Genomic DNA, 21053 nt, shown 5'->3' with positions numbered 1-21053 from the left:
GACATATTTAAATGTAGCTTTAATACAGAAATATTACAGTTTTTTTAACCTTTCGGTTGCTTTTGCGTTAAATTTTTATGGCACTTGCTATTGCTATGGTTATAAAACTGTGTTTTTCTGTCATTCATTGTTCATTCCAAAAACCAAACGATTATGCTTCTTGCTATTATGAGAAAGACTGCTATGCTCCTGCTGGCAGTAATCGGGTTTACAGCGTTTGCTAAAGCCCAAACGGTTACCGGCACGGTAACTGATTCAAAAGGAGATCCTATATCCGGGATTTCTGTTACCGTAAAAGGGTCTACAAAAGGAACCTCTACAAATGCTCTTGGTGTTTACACATTAACAGGAGTTGCTAACGGAGCTACTTTGTTATTTTCCGGAACAGGGTTTACTGCACAGGAAATAAAAGCAAATAGTGGAATTGTAAATGCTACTATGGCCGCCAACATTTCCAACCTTAACGAGGTTGTGGTAATTGGTTACGGTACTGCACGCAGAAAAGATGTTACTGGTGCTGTAGCTTCAGTACAAGCCAAAGATTTTAACCAGGGGGTTATTGCAGCTCCTGATCAGCTTCTTCAAAACAAAGTTGCAGGGTTGGAAGTTACCAGTAATGGAGGTCAGCCAGGTAGTGCTGCCACAGTTAAAATCAGGGGTAACAACTCTATCAGGGCGGGTGGTAATCCTTTATATGTAATAGATGGTGTTCCATTAGATGGAAGGTCTGCAAGACCAAATTTTGGAACCGGTGTTTTTGGTTCTACTCCCGATGCTAACCCATTAATATTTGTAAATCCAAACGACATTCAGGATATCACCGTTTTAAAAGATGCAGCTTCAGCAGCTATCTATGGTTCACGTGGTGCTAATGGTGTAATTGTAATTACAACTAAAACAGGAAGTTCAGGAGCATCAAAAATAGAGTTTGGATCAAGCTGGAGTGTGAACGCCGGATTAATGAAAAAATATGAAATATTAGATGCTGGAGAATTCAGAAGTGCATTATCTAAATATGCAATAACAGGGCAGGATAAAGGAGCAAGTGTAGATCCGTTTAAGGAACTGATGAATAAAAAACTATCTCAAAGTTATAATATGGCTTTGAGCGGGGGTAATGAAAATGGAAAATTCAGGGCTTCATTTTTAGCTTCTTCTTCTAATGGTGCTTTTAAAAATTCTCAACTGGACAAATATGTTGGAAATTTTACAGGACAGTATAAATTTCTGGATAAAAAACTTACTCTGGGATTTAACTTGACAGCAGGCCACACAACAGAAGACATTATTGCCGTTTCAAACACAGCAGGTTCACAAGGTAATATTATCAGTTCTGCCTTACAATGGAATCCAACAACAGCATTTAAAGATGCAAGCGGAATCTATGTTTATCCTACCAATGGTTCGGGTAATCCCTTAGCATTGTTGGATGGTTATAATGATATAGCTAAAATAAATTCAGTTTTGGGTAATGTTACCGCAGGGTACAAAATAATGGATAATTTAGAGTACAAGTTCTTATTTGCATTAAATAACAGTATAGGCGAAAGATATACCAATATCTATGGTTTCTTACAAGGCTATGCTGGTTTATCCGGACAGGGTTTTGGTGCAATCTCTAACCAAAAACTAAATTCGCAAACTACTACGCATACCCTGTCTTATAAAACAGAGCTGACTAAAAACATAAGTTTTGATGCGGTAGCAGGTTTCGAATACTGGAAAACTAATTTCCAGAATAGTTCATTCTCTGCTTCAGGGTTTAATACTAACCTGAGCCAGGCTACTAAAATTGATATTCCTTATACAGCAATGTTACAAAATGGAATTGCACAAAATGCACCTTCAATTTATATAGATCCTAAAACTGAATTGCAATCTTATTTTGGCAGGGTTGGGTTTAACTATTCTGACAAATACTATCTTTCTGCTTCTGTAAGGGCTGACGGATCAAGTAAATTTGGTGCTAATAATAAGTACGGTTACTTTCCTGCTGTAGGTGCTAAATGGGCCATCAGCAATGAAGCTTTTATGAAAGGCAACAGTTATTTATCTAATCTTGCATTAAGAGCTTCATGGGGTATTACAGGTAACCAGGAGTTTCCGGCAGGTGCTGCACAGGAACAGTTTTTATTTACACAAAACAATACAGTTAGCCAAATCAATGTGGCCAATCCTGATCTTCAATGGGAACAAACAAATTCTTTTAATATAGGACTTGACTTTAACAGCAAGAATGGAAAAATTTACGGAAGTATTGACTATTACAACAAAAACACAACTAAAATACTATACCAAAGCACAGCTATTCAACCAGCACCAGCTTCAGTATATTTTATCAATTTACCAGCTAACCTGATAAACAATGGTATAGAAATCAGCCTTGGTGCAAGTGTGATTGAAAAAGCGGATCTTTCCTGGGATGTAAGGTTTAATTATGCCCACAACAAGAATCTGTTAAAGAATTTTACTCAAAACGGACAGGATATCAAAATACAAACCGGCCAGATCAACGGGCAGGGAGTGTCAGGTACATTAGGTCAGATTATTACCAATAACCAACCGGTTAACGCATACTACTTAAAAGCATTTGGTGGTTTTGATGCCAGCGGCAACCAGATCATTGGTACTAATCCGGCTATTGCAGGTGACCCTAATCCGAAAGATAACTACGGTATTAGCTCAACCTTAAGGTATAAAAAATTGAATCTGGTAATCAATTGCGGTGGTGCAGCAGGTTTCTTAATTTACAATAATACAGCTACCAGTGTTACCAATATTTCTGGTATTTCTAATGGCAGAAACATTGATAAGAATGCCTATAATTCTGCAGAAAAAACAAGTAGTCCGGTAGGTGCTTCTACAAGGTTTTTGGAAAAAGGAAACTTCTTTAAGCTGAGAAACGTTTCATTATCTTATAACATTGGTAATGCAGGTAAGTATGTTAAAAATCTGAATGCATTTGTTAACGCAACCAATTTGTTTGTGATCACTAAATTCTCTGGATTTGATCCGGAAGTTAACGTAGATAAGAGCAACAATAATTACCCATCACGTTCAATTGAATATATACCTTACCCAACGGCAAGGGCTATATCATTTGGCTTTAAATTTTCACTATAATCCTATAATTCATTATAAAATCAAAATTTATGATAAAGTATAAAAATATTAAAATACTCTCCCTGCTTTTAGTTACAATGGCAAGTTGTACTAAGCTGGACGAGAGTTTAAATAGCAGGTTGACCAACGGGCAAACTGCTAACGCCCTGGGTTCGGCAGGTGTGGGGTTATTATTGCAAGGTGCCTATGCCGATTTAGGCGGACCATTTACTGCACAGGACCTGCTTTTCTGCCTGGAAGAAAACGTAACTGACGAAGCACTGGTACCAACAAGAGGTGGCGACTGGGATGATAATGGTGTTTGGCGTGTGTTGCATAACCATACCTGGAATGCTGATCATGCTTATGTATTAAATGTATTCAATGCTTTAAATAAATTAAACTTTGATGCTACCAACGTGTTAGGATTTTCTCCTTCACCTTCACAGGCAGCACAGGCAAAATTCTTAAGGGCTATAGCATTGTATTACCTGTTGGATCTTTACGGACAATACCCTGTAAGAAATCCCGGGGATAATTTATTGAATGCGCCAACTGTAAAAACCGGTGCCGCTGCATCTCAGTTTATCATTGACGAATTAACTGCTGCTATTCCTAATTTACCTACTACCGGTGGAGCAGGTGTGGCTACAAAAAATGCAGGTAATACCTTATTGATGAAATGTTACCTGAACAGGGGTGCATGGAATAACAGGGCTACCCCAACATTTGCAGATGCAGATATGCAACAGGTTATTACTATTGGTAACAGCATAATTTCCAGTGGTAACTACAGTTACATGAATGAGTATTTCAAAAACTTTGATGTTAATAATGGTGCTTCTACTGAAAACATCTTTACCATTATTAATAATTCCGGTTCTTCTTCAAATGTTAGTGACGTTAGGGGAGAGTGGTGCAGAACATTGCATTACAACCAGGAAACCAGCACCAATCCTAATGCAGGATGGAATGGCTTTACAACTATCAGTGATTTCTATAATAGTTTTGGCGCTGTAACCCCAATGGTGGGTGTTACTAATTATGCTACTGATAAAAGCGGACGTTATGCTGATACTGCTGTTGATTCAAGAGTTGGCGGAAGGTATTACCCTGGTGTAACCAATGCTTCAGGACAAAGACCGGGCTTTATGATTGGCCAGCAATACAACGAAAATGGTGTTGCATTAAAAGACAGGAAAACGCCTGCCAATAACCTGGCATTTGATCCTGCTATCGCAAATGATATGAAAGAAACAGGAAACAACCTTGAAATTACTGGTATCCGTGTTGAAAAATATGGCCCTGATTTCAGTAACGGTTCTACCTACTACCAGAACAATGCAGGTAATGATGAAGTGATCTTCAGGTATGCTGATGTGGTATTAATGGTTGCAGAAGCAAAATTACGTGCTGCTGCACCTGATGCAGCCGGTGCGCTTGCTTTGGTGAACGGCTTAAGGGTAGCAAGAAAAGCTGCTCCGTTGGTTGGGCCATTGGTTTTAGCTAATGCTGCTAATGTGGAAGATCCTAAAACTTTATTAGCTGAAAGAGGTAGAGAATTATATTGGGAAAAAGTACGCAGAACAGACCTGATCCGCTTTGGTATGTTCTTAAAAACCTGGCAGTATAAACCAACAGATGATCCTAAATACCTGGTATTCCCTGTTCCAAGTCAGGCGTTGGCAGCAAATCCAAACCTGGTACAAAATCCTGGCTATTAATTAACCATGTTTAATCATATTATATTCTAACTTTGAGAAAGGTCAATTCAATTGGCCTTTCTTTTTTTATTGATACTTTCTGAAAATCAGTTATGACGAACTTGTGTACCAGATGCCTTATTGTTTTGTGTTTCCTGTTACTCAACTCCTGTACATCAAAACCAAAGCAAACCTTGTTTGAACTGGTAAATGATACGGGGATTAATTTTGTAAACGAAGTGACTGATGGAAAAAAAGAAAACAGTTTTTTATTCCGGAATTTTTATAACGGCGGCGGCGTTGCCATTGGTGATATCAATAACGATGGCCTGGCAGATGTGTTCCTTACCTCCAATGCCGGCAACAATAAACTATACCTCAATAAAGGCAACCTGAAGTTTGATGACATCTCCCGGTCAGCTGGTATAATTGAAGATGATAAATGGAATACCGGTGTGGTATTTGCAGATGTGAACGGAGATGGCTGGCTGGATATTTATGTTTGTTCTTCCGGCCACATGCAAACCGGTAACCGGAAAAATAAATTGTATATCAACAATCACCTTTCCCCCTCTGCCGGTGGAAAGGGCAGCGGCGAGGTTACCTTTACAGAATCCGCCGCACAATATGGATTAGATATTTCAGCCTACACCACACAGGTTTCATTTTTTGATTACGATGATGATGGCGACCTGGATTGTTTTATGATCAATAACAGTCCCATACCCGTAAATCAACTGGAGTTTGCCAACCAGAGAGATCTGCTGGAAAGTAAATGGCCGGTGGGCCAGTTTTTAAAAGGTGGCGGAGATCATCTCTTTAGAAATGATAATGGCAAATTTACTGAAGTAACACAGCAGGCGGGCATTCATGGAACATTGATAAGTTTTGGCATGGGGGTTTCCGTTGGTGATATTAACGGGGACGGGTACCCTGATGTTTATGTAGCTAATGATTCTTACGAAAGGGATTACATGTATATCAATCAAAAGAACGGTACATTTAAAGATATGCTGGAAGAAAAAATGCAACATACCAGTTTTTCTTCCATGGGGGCCGATATTGCCGATATCAACAACGACGGCTATCCTGATATTTTTACCACTGATATGTTGCCGCTTTCTGACTACAGGATAAAAACTACAGGTGCTTTTGATGATATTGATATGTTTAACCGGAAAGTAAAAGCAGGGTTTTATTATCATTATGTAAAAAATTGTTTGCAGCTGAATAGTAAGAACGGCGATTTTATTGATATAGGTAATTATGCCGGTGTAAGCGCTACCGATTGGAGCTGGGGTGCTTTACTATTTGATATGGATAACGATGGCTGGAATGATATTTATGTATGTAACGGTGTTAATCATGATGTAACGGATCTAGACTTCATGAATTTTTTTGCTAATGATGTGGTGCATAATATGATATTGACCGGTAAGAAAGATGAAGTAGACCGGGTGCTGAAAGAAATTCCGAAAACACCGCTTAAAAATAAAGTGTACAGAAATGATCACCAATTGAAATTTACTGATATTGGTGATGAATGGGGATTTACCCAAACTACTTTTTCCAACGGAGCTGCCTATGCCGATCTTGATAATGATGGCGATCTGGACCTTATTGTTAATAATGAGAACCAGCCGGCATTTGTTTACAAAAGCAATGCAAGAGAACTGAATAAAAACAACTATCTCGAAATTTTATTAAAAGGAAAAGGGCAAAATACATTTGCTGTGGGCAGCAAAATACAAGCTTATGTAAACGGGCAGGTGCTTACACGTGAAGTAATACCAAGCAGGGGGTTTCAATCTTCTGTTGATTACAAACAGGTAATTGGTATCGGCAAGCTTACTGCGGTTGATTCATTGGTGATTACCTGGCCCAACCGTACAATTAAAAAATTCATTCGCCCGGCAATTGATCAATTGCTGGTAGTACAGCAGGACGATGAAAAAGAAATAGCTGATGCCACACCAATGGCAGCAACAGCAACTATTTTTTCTCCCTTGCCAACAATTTTTGATAAACACCAGGAAAACGATGTGGTGGATTTTTATGCAGAAAGAAATATTCCGCGGATGCTTTCACAGGAAGGGCCCAAAGCTGCAGTGGGTGATGTAAACGGCGATGGGCTGGAGGATGTATATATCGGCGGTACACCCGTACATGGAGGGCAATTGTATTTTCAAAATGCAAATGGCGTATTTGTAAAAAAGGAAGAAAAAGCTTTTCAGCAGTTTTTATCTTTTGAAGAGGTGGCTGTAAATTTATTTGATTGCGATCATGACGGCGATCTTGATCTGTTGATCTGTCCCGGGGGAAATAATAACGAGGTCAACAGCAGGGAGATGCAATTGCGGTTATTTAAAAATGATGGTAAAGGAAATTTTACCATTGATATCAATGCTTTTCCGGCAACAGGGATGAACATAGCGGTAGCTGCAGTAAACGATTTTAATAAAGATGGCAACCCGGATATTTTTATTGGTGCCAGGAATTATCCGCAGGTGTACGGAGAAAACCCTACGAGTTTTCTTTTTGTAAATGACGGTAACGGACATTTTACAGATATTGCGGCAAGCAAAAATCCCGACATATCAAAAATTGGAATGGTGACGAATGCGGTGTGGGCAGATGTTGCAGGTGATACGGCAAAAGAACTGATCGTTGCCGGAGAATGGATGACACCCCGGATTTTTTCTTTTAAGAAAGACCGGTTTGAAGAAATAAAAACAAACCTGGATGATTTATTTGGCTGGTGGCAAACCATTTGTGTGGCAGACGTAAATAATGATGGCAAACAGGACCTGGTAATTGGAAATATCGGCGAGAATTTTTACCTGCATCCTGCTGCAGGAGAACCTGTAAAATTATGGCTGAATGATTTTGATCAGAACGGCACGGTAGATAAAGTGGTTACATATACTATTGACGGAAAAGATAAACCCGTTGTAGTTAAGCGTGACCTGGAAGAACAATTGCCGGTAATAAAAAAGAATAACCTTAAACACATTGATTACGCTAAAAAATCAATACAGGAACTGTTTACTCCACAGGTGTTAAGTAAGGGCACTGTAAAGCAATTCAACTATTGCTCTTCTGTAATAGCGGTTAACAATGGCAATGGCAATTTTACAATTCAAAAATTACCATTGATGACACAACTGAGTTGTATAAACGCTGTTTATTGTACCGACCTGAATAATGATGGTTTTGCCGACCTGGTATTGGGAGGTAACCAGTTTGGTTTTTTACCACAATACGAAAGACTGGATGCAAGTTTTGGCGATGTGCTTATCAATAATGGCAAAGGCGGGTTTACCTGGCAGGGCCCTTTTGAAAGCGGGTTGCATTTGCGTGGGGTGGTAAGGGATATTGAAAAGATAAAACTGAACAAAACCGATGCACTGCTGTTTTTGCAGAATAATGATTATCCTGTTTTATATAAAATAAATAGCTGGCCCTATACCAATAATAGTAAAACAAAGTAAGTACATAAGTGAAACGGTACGCCGACATAACAGGGAAAAAGACTGCAATGCTTGCAAAAAGTAATAACAGATGGCTTGTAGTGGTTGTTATTTTAATAGCCTTGTCATCCTGCAGGCAAAAGGAAAAAGAACGGCAGGCTCCGGTGCTTTTTCAATCGATGGATAATACGGGCATCATCTTCAACAATAAAGTACAGGATAACGATTCCATCAATATTTTTAACTACCGCAATTTTTACAATGGCGGAGGAGTGGGTATAGGAGACATTAATAATGACGGTTTACCGGATGTTTTTTTTACAGCTAACCAGGGCAGTAATAAATTATTTTTAAACAAGGGCAATTTTAAGTTTGAAGATATTTCTGCAAAGGCTGGCTTTGCTGATAAGTTGCAGTTTAGTACCGGCGTTGTACTGGCAGATATCAACAATGATGGCTGGCTGGATATTTATGTATGCAATGCAGGCAATATGAACAATGCTGCGTTAAGAAAGAACCAACTCTACATCAATAATCATGATCTTAGTTTTACAGAGCGTGCAGCCGAATTTGGCCTTGCCGATTCAGGTTATTCCACGCAAGCCAGTTTTTTTGATTATGATATGGATGGCGATCTCGATTGCTTTATAATAAACAACAGCCCTGTGGCAGTAAGCAGTTTGGGGTATCCGCACCAGCGTGATCTTATTGCCGCTAAATGGGCAGTAGCAGATAATTTGAAAGGTGGTGGTGACCACCTGTATAGGAACGATAACGGGCATTTTACAGAAGTAACACAGCAGTCGGGTATTCACGGGTCGCTGATGAGTTTTGGTTTGGGTATAACCGTTGGTGATATTAATGGCGATCATTATCCTGATATTTATGTATCCAATGATTTTTTTGAAAGGGACTACCTGTACATCAATCAGCAAAACGGAACATTTAAAGATGAACTGGATGACAGGGTGCAGCATACCAGCTATGCCTCAATGGGTGCTGATGTTGCTGATATCAACAATGACGGGTACCCTGAAATATTTACAACCGATATGCTGCCGGCGGATGACTACCGGCTGAAAACAACTTTAAGCTTCGATGATATTGATCAATACCGTTTGAAGGAAAGAAATGATTTTCACCACCAGTTTTTACAAAATACCTTGCAGTTGAATACCGGCAACGGTAAATTTATTGATATAGCAAATTATAGTGGTGTAAATGCCTCTGAATGGAGCTGGGGCGCATTGATCTTTGACGCAGATAATGACGGGCTTAACGACCTGTATGTATGCAATGGTATTTTCAGGGATCTTACCAACCAGGATTTTTTAGATTTTGATGCCAATGCGATCAAACAAAAAATGATTGCCACCGGTAAAAAAGACCTTACTGAATTAGTCAGTAAAATTCCTTCTATTGCCGTACCTAATAAAATGTACAGGAACCTGGGCAACCTTAAATTTGCCGACGAGGGCGAAAACTGGGGATTTGTACAAAACTCCTTCAGCAACGGAGCAGCTTATGCAGACCTGGATAATGATGGCGACCTGGATATTGTGGTGAACAATGTGAATGAACCGGCAATGATCTTTAAAAATAACAGCAGGGAACAAAACCATAATAATTACTTTGGTATTTCTTTGCAGGGAACTAATAAAAATACATTTGCAGTAGGTGCTAAAATTGTTGTTTATGAAGGTAACCAGCAATTAAGCAAAGAAATAATGCCCAGCCGCGGCTTTCAATCATCAGTTGATTATAAACAGATCATTGGTATAGGAAACAAAACAACCGTTGATTCCATGACCGTTTTCTGGCCCGATCTTACCTTCACTACAATCATTCATCCGGACATTAATAAAGTAACAGTGCTGGCAAAACCAGCCAACAGTAGTAAAATAAAAGTACCGGAAGAAAAAAAAATAACTCCTCTGCTGACCCAGGTGCCTTCAATATTTGATAAGCATCAGCAACCAGACTATACCGATTTTTACCGGGAGAAAGGCATCCCGGAAATGCTGTCGCACCAGGGGCCCAAAGCAGCCGTTGCAGATGTTAATGGTGATGGTATGCAGGATATCTTTATCAGCGGCACCTCGTTGCATTATGGCCAGCTGTATCTTCAGACAGTTGATGGGTTTGTAAAAAAAGATATTGCCGATCTGAAACAATTTGCAGAATTTGAAGATGCGGCTGTTTTGTTTTTTGATGCAGATGGGGATGGCGATATGGATTTATTTATAGGCGCAGGAGGTAATAATGCCGAACCTGCTACAAGGCCATTACAACATCGTTTATTCATCAACGATGGAATGGGGAATTTTAAGATCGGTTATAATTCTTTTCCACTGAATAAAGATAATACCGGCATTGCGGTGGCCTATGATTTTGATGGTGATAATGACCTGGATATTTTTGTTGGTGCCAATGGGGTAACGCAGGAGTATGGTGTAACACCGCAAAGCCATATCTATATCAATAATGGCAAAGGAATCTTTACAGAAATGCCCGACAATAAACTGGGTGGTATTAATGTTGCAGGAATGATAAACAGTGCTGTAATGTGTGATGTGGATGGCGATACAACAAAAGAGCTGGTGCTTGCCGGTGCATGGATGAGCCCGCAGGTATATAAATTCAGTCAGGATCATTTTGAAAAAATAAGCACCAGTATGGATAGCTTATACGGCTGGTGGCAGGCTGTTGCTGTTGCAGACCTTAACGGAGATGGAAGGGAAGACCTGGTACTCGGAAATATCGGGGAGAATTTCAATTTGCACCCGGATGAAAAAAATCCTTTAAAATTGTGTTATGGTGATTTTGATGATAACGGAAGAATCGATAAGATCGTAACTAAAACCGTTGCCGGAAAAGATAAGCCGGTTTTTATGAAACGTGATATCCAGGATGAATTACCATTTTTGAAAAAACAAAACCTGCATTACGCAGAATATGCCAATAAATCAATGGAGGAATTATTTACGCCGGAGCAATTAAAAAAAGCAGTGATCAAAAAAATCAACTATACAGCTTCTGTAATTGCAATAAACAATGGTAATGGTAAATTTACCATGCAGCCGTTACCGGTAATGGTACAGATGTCTTGTGTAAAAGCAATTGTTTGTAAGGACCTGAATTTTGATGGTGCTCCGGACCTTATACTTGGCGGCAATGAATTTAATTTTCAACCACAACTGGGTAGGCTGGATGCCAGTGCCGGCCAGGTATTAGTAAATGATGGCAAAGCAAACTTTACGCTGTTGCCGTTTTCCGGCCTGGCCTTAAAAGGAATGACGAGGGATATACAACCCGTTATTACTAAAAAAGGCCGGGAGTTTTTATTCCTTCAAAATGATATGGTGCCGGTTTTATTTCAATTGCAGGCGCCGGCATCAAAAAACAAAAAAACGAATTAGTATTCATGTACACTAGTATTAAAAATATCACCAGGCTGGCGTTCTTATACGTTCTTGTTACTGCGGCGTCTTGTAACGGGCACGAGGAGAAGTTGCAGCCGGCAACTCCTTCTTTATTTGAAACATTAACTGATGCACAAACAGGATTACATTTTGCCAATACGCTAACCCCAACGGATTCTTTCAACATGTTTCATTACATGTATTTTTACAATGGTGCAGGAGTGGGCGCAGGCGATTTTAATAATGATGGTAAGATCGATCTTTTTTTTGCCGCCAACCAGGAAGAGAGTAAAATGTACCTGAACGAAGGCAATTTAAAATTCCGTGATGTAACAGCTGCAGCTAAAATACCCCTGGACAGATCATGGAGTACAGGCGTTTCCGTTATTGATATTAATAACGATGGCTTACTCGATCTGTATATCTGCAAAGTAGGTAACTACGAAATTTTACACGGAAAAAATCAGCTGCTGATCTGTAAAGGTATTACTGACGGGATACCCTATTACGCTGATGAAACTACCCAATACGGGCTGGATTTTTCCGGCTTCAGCACACAGGCCGCATTTTTTGATTATGATATGGATGGCGACCTGGATATGTTTTTGTTGAACCATTCTGTTCATCAGAATGGCACTTTTGCACCACGCCAGGATTTTCTGGGCACCTACAATGTATTATCCGGCGATCGCATGTTCCGCAATGATGGCAATAATCATTTTACAGATGTTACAAAAGCAAGCCGGATCAACAGTTCTGCAATAAGCTATGGCCTGGGTATTGCTGTTGCTGATATTAACCTGGATGGATGGCCTGATCTTTATGTGGGTAACGACTTTCACGAAAATGATTACCTCTATATAAACCAGCACGATGGCACTTTTAAAGAGCAGGGAAGCGACATGCTGATGCATACCAGCCAGTTTTCTATGGGTGTTGATGTAGCCGATGTTAACAATGACGGGTACCCTGAAATTATCTCTGTGGATATGCTTCCTTCTGATCCTTATATTTTAAAACGTTCATTGGGGGAAGATGAGTACGATATTTTTTATCACAAAATAAGTATCGGCTACAACTATCAATACACCAGGAATAATTTTCAATATAACAGGCGCAACGGCATGTTCAGCGAAACTGGATTGTATTCGGGTATCTATGCATCCGACTGGAGCTGGGCACCGCTTTGGATGGATTTTGATAACGATGGGCTGAAAGATCTCTTTATATCCAATGGCATTCCCAAGCGTATGAATGATATGGATTATGCTAATTTTATTTCGGATGGTGAGATACAAAAGCAATTGCATGGCAGTAAAAGTGGCGAAAAGGATATGGCGCTGGTCAATAAATTTCCCGAGATAAAAATCCCTAACCGTTTTTTTCGCAACAAGGGGAATTTGCAGTTTGAAGACATTAACACGGCAGATGCCCTGCCTACTTTTTCCAACGGGGCAGTATATGCAGATCTTGATAATGATGGAGACCTTGATGTGGTGGTCAATAATGTTAACCAGCCCGTACTGGTATACCGGAATAAAAGCAACGATAAAAAAGATAAACTTTTTGCTGCAATAAAATTAAATGGCCCGGCTGCCAATAGTAATGCCATTGGGGCTAAAATAATTTTGTATGCAGACAGTAGTATAAGAACCTATGAAAAAAATCCGGCAAGGGGATTTGAATCCAGTATGGAAGAACCTTTGCACATCGGGCTCACCAATACAAAAGTTGACTCTGCTTTTTTAGTATGGCCCGATAATAGTTTTCAAAAAATTGACTTAGCTACAAAAACATCAGCACTGAGTTTTACTTACGTAAAAGGCCTGCCCAAATTCAGCTATGCAAGAATTACGGGTTTTCATAAAAACGAAACCCGGCCAATGGAAGATATCACTGCGCAAACCGGTTTAAATTATGTACACAAGGAAAATTCATTCATTGAATTTAACCGGGAGTTTTTAATTCCGCACATGGTATCAACTGAAGGGCCAGCTTTGGCAGTTGGGGATATTAATCATGATGGGCTGGAAGATGTTTTTATCGGCGCTTCCCGAACATTTAAGAATGCCATTTTTTTACAACAGGCCGATGGTAAATTTACCCGGCTTGATCAACCGGCAATGGCATTGGACAGTATGTGTGAAGATGCAGGTGCACAATTTATTGATGTAAATAATGACGGGCATGTTGATCTTGTAATTGCAAGTGGCGGCAATGAATACTATGGTACTGATGAGCATTTAAAACCCCGTGTTTATTTAAATGACGGCAAGGCAAATTTTACAAAACTGGAAAATGCTTTCGGGGATATTTTTGAAACGCAGTCCTGTATTGTTCCCTATGATTTTAATGGCGATGGCTTTACCGATCTTTTTATTGGCGGCAGGGTAGTACCATGGAATTATGGAAAAATGCCGGTATCATATTTATTACAAAACGACGGCACAGGAAAATTTAAAGATGTAACCAACCAGTATGCCGCAGAACTGGCTAACGAAGGCATGGTTACAAATGCTTTGTGGTTTGATATTGACAAAGATGGCGATAAAGACCTGTTGGTTTGTTGTGAATGGGGAGGTATTGATGCATTCATTAATACCAACAGGGTATTTACCAAACAAGCGCTGAGCACCAATAAAGGATGGTGGAATTTTCTATTGCCGGTTGACATGAACAATGATGGCAATACTTCGCTTATTGCCGGTAACCTTGGTTTAAACTCACGGTTGCATGCTACCCCGGAACAACCTGTACGGTTATACTATAATGATTTTGACGGAGATGGTAAAAACGACCAGGTACTCACTTATTATGTTGGAGGAAAAGAAATTCCGTTTACCACAAAAGATGAATTACAAAAGCAGTTGCCTTTTATAAAAAAGAAATTCTTGTATGCAGCAGATTTTGCAAAAGCAACATTGGATGAAATTTTTACGGATGCAAAACTTAAGTCTGCACAGGTATCAACAGTAGATTATTTTTCTAATGCAGTATTGATCAACAAGGGGAATTTAAATTTTACTACCGAAGCTTTGCCCTGGCAGGCGCAGTTGACCTCTTACCGTACTGCAGTGGTGGTAGATGCCAATGCTGATAAACTGCCTGATGTATTGCTGATGGGCAATTACTACGATAACAATATTCAGATGGGGCGCTACGATGCAGATTTTGGTACGCTCCTTATCAACAAGGGCAATGGTAAATTTGAAACAGAAAATATAAACGGCTTACAGGTTAAAGGGCAGGTGCGTCATATAGCACCTATCACTATTAATCATCAGCCTGCATTTATACTGGCTAAAAACAATGACAGCCTCAGGGTTATCCGTTTTACAAAACCACAATAACTACATTACCGGGTAATACAACCTCGTGATCCATTTAGAGGTATCAGGTTCTGCAGCCCTGTTAGTGATCAGTAATTCAAAAGGGATGGCAGGGCTTGTTCTTTTGGCATCTTCTTTATAAATATCAAATAATTTCATGCTGTTTCTGATCGTATTCGGGCCACCTTTAATCTCCGTTATCAGCATCTTGCCTCCGGGTGGCATCAGCTTAATATGAATGTCGGCTGTTTCAGAAACTTGTTTGTTAACAGGAAGGCCTACCATAAATTCATAATGGGATGAATCTATCTGTCTTACATTCAGCATCGGGGAATTGGTTGCCGAAGCGCCCTGGCTGCTGGCATAGTCCTGTAATTTTTTTACCTGTCCGTATATTTCATCCACACCAGGTTGATGGTTGCTGCTGCTTTTTGTACTGATCAGTAAGGAATCTGACAGCCGTATTTCCTTTACTTCAATACCGTAAATATTCAGCGGGTGTTCCAGGTAGGTTTTCATTTCGTCCATCAGGCCGGCCATACTTTCTTTTAATTTTTTTGCAGCGTAATAATATTTTAACCTGTTGAAAGGGTTTGAGCCTGCAGGTATTACCGCCACCCAATGCAACGATGAAGAATCGGTTGTCATCTCCAGCGGAATCAAATTGCTTTGTACATTTATCGCATCCGAAGTAATACCAATTATGTTACCATTAAAAATGATCTTGCTTACACTAAAAGTAAAACCTTTGTATGTAAAGGTACTGTCTGTTTTAGCAGCAACATTTCCAAAGCACTGGTTTATCTTTTCCTTACTGGTAAGTAATTTGGCTACAGCAGCACGGAAAGTTTTAATATACCGTACCTCAGATACCGTAATATCGCCGGGGATTAAAATATAAATACTGCCCACTGCAATAACGGCAATAAACAAAAGACCTAAGATCCATTTTTTCATATTGATAATTAAAATAGCTTAAAAAAAATGCGGTTTGGCATGTAATATAAAAAATCGTTGCTTACCATGCTGTTTTCATTTTCCATATACTGATATCAGAGAAAATACTTTTTTCGCCACGGCTGAATAATTCAATGCCATTATCATTTGGCCCCGGAAAAAGCTGGGCTGTAAAAACCGCCAATCCGTTATTCACAAAAATTTCGGCAATACTGTTATCAAAATAAATATGTAATTGAAGTTGCTTATTTTGTAAGGGTATTATTTTTTCAAAACGACTGGCTTTTTTAAAATTTTCGTTGAATGTGGTATTGCCACTTTTGCTTCGGTCAATATAAAAAATCTGTTGTGCGGCATCGTAACCAATTTCAAAATAATTATTATTGCCTGCTGCAATTTTAACACCACTTACAGATGATGCTGATGGCATAAGTGTAAATTCCATTTCAAATTGCGTGCTTTTAACGGGAAGTATTTTTTGACCACTCACCATTTCTTTTGCAATAGTAAAATTTTCTTTTCTTAAAGAATTGAGTAATGCAACAGGCTTTTGAATCAATACCCATTCGTCGTTTATTTTTTTTACACTTAAGTTTCTTGGCAGCGACATCGCACTTTTCCAGGGTGTGGTAGGAATGTCGTTGGCATAATTCCAGTTATTGACCCAGCCGATTGCTGTGGGTAAATGTGCTGCCGGTAATTGATTGTAGGCAATGGCTGCATAATAATCGGGGCCATAATCCGGCCGGTTAATTTTATTGGCAGGGTTTTCATTGGTAAATCGTACGCCATCAAATTCTCCCACAAAATATTGCATACTGGCATTCTGCGACATTTGCAATACCCATTTCTTTTTACCCGGAGCTCCTTCAACGGGTACTTGTGTTAAATCGGGGCATTCCCATACTGCAGCAGTATCTCCGGCCGGGCCAAAATCACTCAGGTGATTCCAGTCTTTTAAATTTTTTGAACTGTAGAATTGCACGATATGCTCAACAGGAAACATCAATGCCATCACCCAGTATTTTTTAGGTTCGTACCAGAATATTTTAGGATCACGAAAATCTTTTTTATGCAGGTCAAGCACGGGGTTGCCGGCGTACTTTGTCCAGGTAATACCATCATCAAGGCTGTATGCAATACACTGCGATTGGTTTACATTTTCAATATGCCCGGTATACACGGCCACCATTGGTATTTTCCCGTTTTTGCCAAAACCACTGCTGTTGTTTCTATCTGCCACACAGGTACCGGAAAAAATCATCACGCCATTCACTTCGGGAATTGCGATGGGTAAATGTTTCCAATGCACCAGGTCTTTACTGGTAGCATGCCCCCAGGTCATATGACCCCATTGATTGCCAAAAGGGTTGTGCTGGTAAAATAAATGATACGTGCCGTTGTTATACACCAAACCATTGGGGTCGTTGCACCAGTTAAGTGCAGGTGAAAAATGAAACTGCGGACGATATTGTTCTGTATACAATTTTGTTTGCGCCTGCAGCACCAATGAAAATGCAAATGATATAAAAAGAAAATGTTTTTTTAATCTCATGACACAATAAATTTTTTGATCAAAGAAAAAATATTCAATACTAAATGCATATTATAAAATCGGGTACTACTTTCAGTGAGACTACATCATATTGATGCACTTGTCTTACTTTGAGTATTCAATTTTGAGTATTGAGCATTGAAAATTGCCCCTCCACCCGGCCCCTCCCGGTAAATTTCATTACGCACTTAATTTCTTCTCCAGCTCTTCTAATGATACACCCTTTGTCTCCGGCATCCGGGTTAATACCCAAATCAATTGCAGCACCATCATGCCCGCCAGGAAAGCAAAGATGATCCATGGGGCATCTTTTAAAAAGCCCTTGGTTTTATCTAAAAAAACCGGTGTTATTAAAGTAATGATGGCCGCAAATACCCAATGCACACTGGCTCCAAAGGATTGCCCCAGTGCACGGATCTTATTGGGAAAAATTTCTGAAATAAAAACCCATATCACCGCACCTTGTCCTATTGCATGCGAGGCAATGAATAGTAACAGGAAGGTCATCAGGAAAACAGGACCAGCGGCTGTTTTAAAAGCGTATGCCACCATACCCAGGCTGATGATATATCCCAGCGAACCAATAATGAGCAAAGTTCTTCTGCCTAAGCGGTCAATAAGAAACAAACCTACAAAAGTGAAAATTAAATTAGTGCCGCCGATAGCAATGGAGTTTAATAAGGAATGTTTTTCATCCAGACCTATCTTGGCTAAAATTTCAGGGGCATAGTATAAAATAAAATTAATGCCCGATAACTGGTTAAAGAAGGCAATAAAAAAAGCCAGGGCAATAATTTTTTTATTTTTTGCAATAAAAAATTGCGATGTATTGCCGGCAGCTGTTTCATGGTTGTTGCTTTCAATGATGGCGCCGATTTCTGCAGCAGGGTTTTCAACACCAAGGGCAGTTAATATTTCTTTAGCTTTAGCCAGGTCATTCTTTTTGGATATCAGCCATCGTGGGCTTTCAGGCACTCCTAACACCATCAGGGTATATATTGCAGAAGGTATTGCCAGCACACCCAGCATCCATCGCCAATCGTTTACACCGCCAACACCTTTTAAAAAATAATTTGATAAATAGGCCACCAGTATGCCAAATACAATATTGAACTGGTACATGGCACCTAATCGCCCCCTTGTGGCAGGCGTTGAAATCTCAGAAATATAAGTGGGGGCAACTACTGTAGATATACCAATGCCCACACCGCCTATAAACCGGAAGAAGGAAAAAGTATAGGTGTCTTGCGCAAGTGCCGAACCAAAGGCAGATATCGCAAACAATATACCTATCCATAATAAAACTTTTTTTCTGCCAAATTTTTCTGTAGGAATGCCGCCGAAGATGGAACCCAGCACTGTTCCCCATAAGGCCATCGACATAATAAAAAAGCCATGAAAAAGCGGAGAGGTATGCCACAGGTCTTTAATGGGTTGGTTGGCCCCGGATATCACCACCGTATCAAACCCGAAAATAAAACCGGCCAATGCAGCTACAATGGAATAGCGGAAAAGTTTGTTTTGATTCATAAGCAAGTTTTAGCAGCAGAAAGTTAAGCAAAACAACTGCTAATTGACCAGTTATACTTTTTTTAATCTACTGCAAACGATTGATGTTTAAAAAAAGATGGCGTAAACTTTTTTGTAAAGGAATACCTTTAAAGAATAAATTTTGATTATGCTAAAGCTATATGTCTTGCCGGCAATGTTATGCTCATTGGCCTTCCTTTCCTGTAATAATGCTGCGGAACAAAAAACAACCGCTATGGAAAATAAACCCGAAAAAAAATGGTGGAAGGAAGCGGTGGTTTACCAGATCTACCCAAGAAGTTTTAAAGACAGTAATGGTGATGGCATTGGTGATCTGAAAGGCCTTACCTCAAAACTGGATTATGTAAAAAACCTGGGAATAGATATTGTGTGGCTGAATCCGATCTATGGCAGTCCTAATGCAGATAATGGTTACGACATCAGCAACTACGACGATATCATGAAAGAATTTGGTACCATGGCAGATTTTGATGTGATGCTGGCGGAAATGCATAAACGTGGATTGAAATTGGTGATGGACCTTGTGGTAAATCATTGCAGTGACGAACATGAATGGTTTAAACAGGCACGTAGCTCGAGAACTAATCCTTACAGAAATTATTTTCATTGGTGGCCTGCAGAAAAAGGCAAGCCTCCATTCAGGCCCGGCAATTTTGAAGTGGATGGAAGCGGCTGGCGTTTTGATTCTTTAACCAACAGTTACTATTTACATTACTTCAGTTACAAACAACCCGATCTCAATTGGGAAAATCCAAAACTACGGCAGGAGATCTATGCAATGATGAACCGCTGGTTTAAAAAAGGTGTGGATGGTTTTAGAATGGACGTTATTCCATTTATTGCCAAAGACACCACATTTCCGGTGATCACTCAAAAAGACCTGGATGAAAAATACGAAGGCCGCTGGGATGTGTACCAGGCAAGTGGCCCCGGATTGCATGATTATTTACAAGAGATGAACAAAGAAGTGTTGAGCAAATATGATATCATGACTTTAGCCGAAGGCGCAGGCACTACCAAAGCAACGGCAATGAATTTTGTTGATCCCGAAAGAAAAGAGTTAGACATGGCCTATCACTTTGATGGGGTTAGTTTAGGTTATGTGCCGGGATATTTTAAAAAGATGGACCCCAACTGGAGCTTAACGGCATTCAAAAAAATTTATTCCGATTGGGATAGCGTATTCGCCAATAAGGGATGGGGCACAATTTACTTAGGCAATCACGATCAGCCACGAATGGTTACACGCTGGGGTAATGATGCACCGGAATTCAGGGAAGCTTCTTCTAAAATGCTTACCACCTTCTTATTAAGCATGAGGGGTACTCCATATTATTATTTCGGCGACGAACTCGGCATGACCAATATTAAATTTGACAAAATTGAAGATTACAGGGACATTGAAACCATTGCAGAATATGGTAAAGTAAAAAATACCGGAGGTGATTTAAAAGGATTTATTGAAGACCAGAAAAATGGTGGGGCAAGAGATAATGGCCGTACACCATTTCAGTGGGATGCAGGCATGAACGGAGGTTTTACAACAGGTATGCCATGGTTAAAAGTAAATGATAATAAAAATGAAATTAATGCTGAAGCTGAAGAAAAAAATCCCGGCTCGGTATTGAACTATTTTAAGAAAATGGTAAAGCTGCGGAAAGACCAGAAAGATGTTTTGGTTTACGGAAAATATACGCTGCTGGATAAAGATAACCCCGATGTATATGCTTATACCAGGGAAGACGGCAATAAAAAAGTATTGGTATTATTAAGTTTCCGAAAAACAGGCGGCAGTTTTAACCTGGATAAGATGCAATTGGGCGAAGAGTGGATCAACAACCTGCAGCCATTAAAAGTAAATGGAAATACAGTTACATTACAACCTTACCAGGCTTGTATTGTACAACTAAAATAATCACCCCGGGCCGTGTCTTTACCGGCCGGAATTTTAACGAGGATCATGA

The 21053-nt window shown here is 39.7% G+C and carries 9 protein-coding genes; 6 read left to right on the top strand and 3 right to left on the bottom strand.

From position 1 onward, the window contains the following. The first annotated feature begins 153 nt into the window (after positions 1–153). From ACYVM0_RS09930 to ACYVM0_RS09910, 5 genes are all read left to right on the top strand, one after another. A complete protein-coding gene (locus tag ACYVM0_RS09930) occupies positions 154–3123 on the top strand; it encodes a SusC/RagA family TonB-linked outer membrane protein (protein ID WP_460556184.1) in 2970 nt (989 codons plus the stop codon). A gap of 29 nt (positions 3124–3152) precedes the next feature. Then, positions 3153–4826, top strand: coding sequence for a RagB/SusD family nutrient uptake outer membrane protein (locus ACYVM0_RS09925; RefSeq protein ID WP_460556181.1), 1674 nt, complete (start codon positions 3153–3155; stop codon positions 4824–4826). A 92-nt stretch (positions 4827–4918) separates the two neighbouring features. Beyond that, positions 4919–8296 carry a VCBS repeat-containing protein gene (locus ACYVM0_RS09920; protein ID WP_460556178.1) on the top strand — a complete coding sequence of 1126 codons (3378 nt, stop codon included), beginning with the start codon at positions 4919–4921 and terminating at the stop codon, positions 8294–8296. A 47-nt stretch (positions 8297–8343) separates the two neighbouring features. Continuing rightward, positions 8344–11694, top strand: a complete 3351-nt coding sequence (locus ACYVM0_RS09915; RefSeq protein ID WP_460556175.1) for a VCBS repeat-containing protein — start codon at positions 8344–8346, stop codon at positions 11692–11694. Positions 11695–11699: 5 nt separating this feature from the next. Then, positions 11700–15047, top strand: coding sequence for a VCBS repeat-containing protein (locus tag ACYVM0_RS09910; protein ID WP_460556173.1), 3348 nt, complete (start codon positions 11700–11702; stop codon positions 15045–15047). On the opposite strand, the gene ACYVM0_RS09905 is transcribed toward ACYVM0_RS09910, so the two are convergent. The 3 genes from ACYVM0_RS09905 to ACYVM0_RS09895 form a co-directional block, all read right to left on the bottom strand. Then, the gene (locus tag ACYVM0_RS09905; RefSeq protein ID WP_460556171.1) at positions 15048–15983 is read right to left on the bottom strand and encodes a hypothetical protein; all 936 of its coding nucleotides are present in this window, start codon (positions 15981–15983) and stop codon (positions 15048–15050) included. It abuts the gene before it with no gap. 61 nt (positions 15984–16044) lie between these two features. Then, positions 16045–17538, bottom strand: coding sequence for a glycoside hydrolase family 32 protein (locus ACYVM0_RS09900; protein WP_460556168.1), 1494 nt, complete (start codon positions 17536–17538; stop codon positions 16045–16047). A gap of 180 nt (positions 17539–17718) precedes the next feature. Next, the gene (locus ACYVM0_RS09895) at positions 17719–19068 is read right to left on the bottom strand and encodes an MFS transporter (RefSeq protein WP_460556165.1); all 1350 of its coding nucleotides are present in this window, start codon (positions 19066–19068) and stop codon (positions 17719–17721) included. Positions 19069–19303: 235 nt separating this feature from the next. Here ACYVM0_RS09895 and ACYVM0_RS09890 point away from each other — a divergent pair, with 235 nt between their 5' ends. Next, positions 19304–21004 carry a glycoside hydrolase family 13 protein gene (locus ACYVM0_RS09890; RefSeq protein ID WP_460556162.1) on the top strand — a complete coding sequence of 567 codons (1701 nt, stop codon included), beginning with the start codon at positions 19304–19306 and terminating at the stop codon, positions 21002–21004. Positions 21005–21053: the final 49 nt, after the last annotated feature.

Source organism: Ferruginibacter profundus (assembly GCF_054783275.1).
Note: the sequence above shows the minus strand (reverse complement) of the source record. Positions and strands in the feature narration are given on the sequence as shown.